At 69.8% G+C, this 2,939-nt stretch carries 3 protein-coding genes and 1 pseudogene; all 4 read right to left on the bottom strand.

Annotated elements, in window-relative coordinates; genetic code table 11:
* A pseudogene (locus NA4_RS37825) lies at positions 1 to 249 on the bottom strand (tobH protein); the annotation flags it as partial.
* A gap of 118 nt (positions 250 to 367) precedes the next feature.
* Positions 368 to 1,744, bottom strand: coding sequence for a phosphomannomutase/phosphoglucomutase (locus NA4_RS37820; protein ID WP_067480999.1), 1,377 nt, complete (start codon positions 1,742 to 1,744; stop codon positions 368 to 370).
* 52 nt (positions 1,745 to 1,796) lie between these two features.
* Positions 1,797 to 2,177, bottom strand: coding sequence for a DUF3499 domain-containing protein (locus tag NA4_RS37815; RefSeq protein ID WP_067481002.1), 381 nt, complete (start codon positions 2,175 to 2,177; stop codon positions 1,797 to 1,799).
* A 319-nt stretch (positions 2,178 to 2,496) separates the two neighbouring features.
* Positions 2,497 to 2,939 (bottom strand): metallopeptidase family protein (locus NA4_RS37810; RefSeq protein WP_245671794.1); only part of this gene is annotated, 443 nt, incomplete at its 5' end.

Below are 2,939 nucleotides of genomic sequence, written 5' to 3'. Positions count from 1 at the left end.
GCCGGCACGGTCGCCGAGAGCGGCGACGAGCAGGCTCGCGCCCCGCGCGGCACGCCCTGAACCGGAGACCAGTACCACGCTGCGCGGCCGCAGATCGGCCAGGCGAGCCAGCGCGTTCTCACCGACCGCCGCCGCGGTGGCACGCACCTGGGCGCCGCCGGAGGCGGCCGAGCGCAGGGCGCCGCCGGCATCGGCTGCCTCGAGTGAAGTGGCATCGTCGAGGTCGAGCACCGGTGTTCCAGCGATCATCGGGCGTCCCACCTCCCCTCATCGCGCTGTGTCGTTTCCGCCCCCGCGCCCACCCGGTCGGGTTGCCATACCGAGACCGAGTCGGGCGAATCCAAGGCCTGTGATTCCACTATTCCAGTCAGGAGCGCACGATGCTCAGGATCTCGGTTACGAGTGCGTCTACTTCCTCCGCCGATCGGGCCTCGACGTTCAGCCGGAGCAACGGCTCGGTATTCGATGCGCGCAGGTTGAACCAGGCGTTGTCGGCCAGCTGCACGGTCACCCCGTCCAGCCGGTCCACCGAGTGCGCCCGGTCCGCGAAAGCATCCACCACGGCCATCGTCCGCTCCGCCGCGTCGGACACCGTGGAATTGATCTCGCCGGAAGCCGCGTACGTCGCGTACGAAGACATCAGCTCCGACACCGGCCGGTCCTTCTCGCCGAGCGCGGCCAGCACGTGCAGCGCCGCGAGCATGCCGGAGTCGGCGCCCCAGAAGTCGCGGAAGTAGTAGTGCGCGGAGTGCTCGCCGCCGAATACGGCTCCGGTGGCGGCCATTTCCTGCTTGATGAACGAGTGGCCCACCCTGGTGCGCACCGGCGTCCCGCCCAGCTCGTGCACCAGCTCCGGCACCGCCCGGGAGGTGATCAGGTTGTGGATGATCACCGCGCCCGGCTCCTTGGCCAGTTCGCGCTCGGCGACCAGGGCGGTGATCGCCGACGGCGACACCGGGTCGCCGTTCTCGTCGACCACGAAGCAGCGGTCGGCGTCGCCGTCGAAGGCCAGGCCGATGTCCGCGCCCGAGCTGCGGACCAGCTTTTGCAGGTCCACCAGGTTCGCCGGGTCGAGCGGGTTGGCCTCGTGGTTCGGGAAGCTGCCGTCCAGCTCGAAATACAGCGGGACGATGGTCACCTGCGGCAGCGTGCCGAGCACCGCGGGCACGGTGTGCCCGCCCATGCCGTTGCCCGCGTCCACGGCGATGGTGAGCGGGCGGATGCCGCCGAGATCGACCAGGCCGCGCAGGAATGCCGCGTAGTCGGCGAGCAGATCGAGTTCGGTCGCGGTGCCGCGATGGCCAGGGCAGTCGGGGACGCCTTCGATCAGCTCGTTCTTGATCGTGGCCAGGCCGGTGTCCTGTCCCACCGGGAGAGCCTTGGCGCGGCACAGCTTGATGCCGTTGTAGCGGGCCGGGTTGTGGCTGGCGGTGAACATGGCGCCCGGGCAATCGAGGTGGCCGGAGGCGAAGTACAGCTGGTCGGTCGAGGCGAGGCCGATGTGCACCACATCCAGTCCCTGGTCGAGCACGCCGTCGGCGAAGGCGGCCGAGAGCGCGGGGGAGGAATCCCGCATGTCGTGTCCGATGACGATCCGGCCCGCGCCTTCCGCGCGCATCAACCTGGCGAACGACGCGCCGACGTCCCTGACGAATTCCGCGTCGATCTGATCACCGACCACGCCGCGAACGTCGTAAGCCTTGATCACCGCGTTCACGAATTCGGCAGAGCGGGCGACTGTCATGCCCAACACCCTAGTGGTTGCTCCGGGCGGGTCCGACACCCTCCTGGCCGGATCAGGACGGCGGGTCGGGAAGCACGCGGAGATGGCCGCGGCGGCCGGTGCGCGTGGTGCGCGGGGGCGGGGGTGCGTAGTCGCGATAGCCGCGCTGATCGTGTTCCGGCGGGCGGCGGCGTAGCCCGGCTTCGCGCACGGCCTCCGCGAGCGCGGTCAGATCGTCGTCATCCGGTGTGCTGGAGGAGAATCCGCCTTCGTGACGGACCATTTCCCAGCCCTTAGGAGCGGTGATTCGGGAGCCGTGCGTTTCGCAGAGATCCCAGGAGTGCGGTTCGGCGACCGTCGCGAGCGGCCCGACCACTGCCGTCGAATCCGAGTACACATAGGTGAGCGTCGCGACGGCCGGATTCTTGCAGCCTGGACGGCAGCAACGACGCATGGGAATCACGCCGATGAGCGTAACCCTCCTGCCGCATCGATGGGGACAGACACGCTTGAAGAATCTCGGTCTGCTTTCCGCAGTACGAGGGCAGCACGGCATTCCGCGGTCGCGCATGCGACGGCCTGCGGTATGTCGCGGAGCGGGAGTTCTCGGAGTACCCAGTGGGTGGCCGGCGTACACGTGCGGTCGCCGACCGGCCTGATCGACACTGTCGGACGTAGTCCGTCCTCAGCCCGCGCACGGCCGGAGCGAAGGCGGAGGTACGCCCGGCCCCGCAACGGCATTCGGGGGCCGCCGCCGGGTGGATGGGTGCGAATCACTCGGCTTCCGGATCGATCACGTCCGGGTCGACGCCGAGGTAGGTGGCGACCTGCTGGACCAGCACTTCACGCAGCAGGTCCACCAGATCGTCGGGATCGCTGGCGCGCAGCTCGAGCGGCTTGCGGAACAGCACCACCCGCGCCCTGGTGGCCGCGCCGTGCCGGTCGACGCCCGCCGGGATGAGCCGGGACAGCGGCACCGGTCCGTCGGCGACCACCTCGTCCGGCCAGGTGACCGAATCCGGGTGTAGCGGACGGATTTTCGGAACGTCGTCGACGGCGATGTCCAGCTTGGTGAGCCGGTCGTGCCAGCGGCTGTCCAATGGGGCGAACGCCTCCAGTACCAGCCGGTCGAACTTCTGGCCGCGGGTCCGCCACGCAGGCACCGTGGGCGGCAGCATCGGCCCGCGCACCCCGCGGCCGCGGCGGGTCACCGACC

Source organism: Nocardia amamiensis NBRC 102102 (assembly GCF_001612745.1).
GTDB classification, from domain to species: Bacteria; Actinomycetota; Actinomycetes; order Mycobacteriales; family Mycobacteriaceae; genus Nocardia; species Nocardia amamiensis.
Note: the sequence above shows the minus strand (reverse complement) of the source record. Positions and strands in the feature narration are given on the sequence as shown.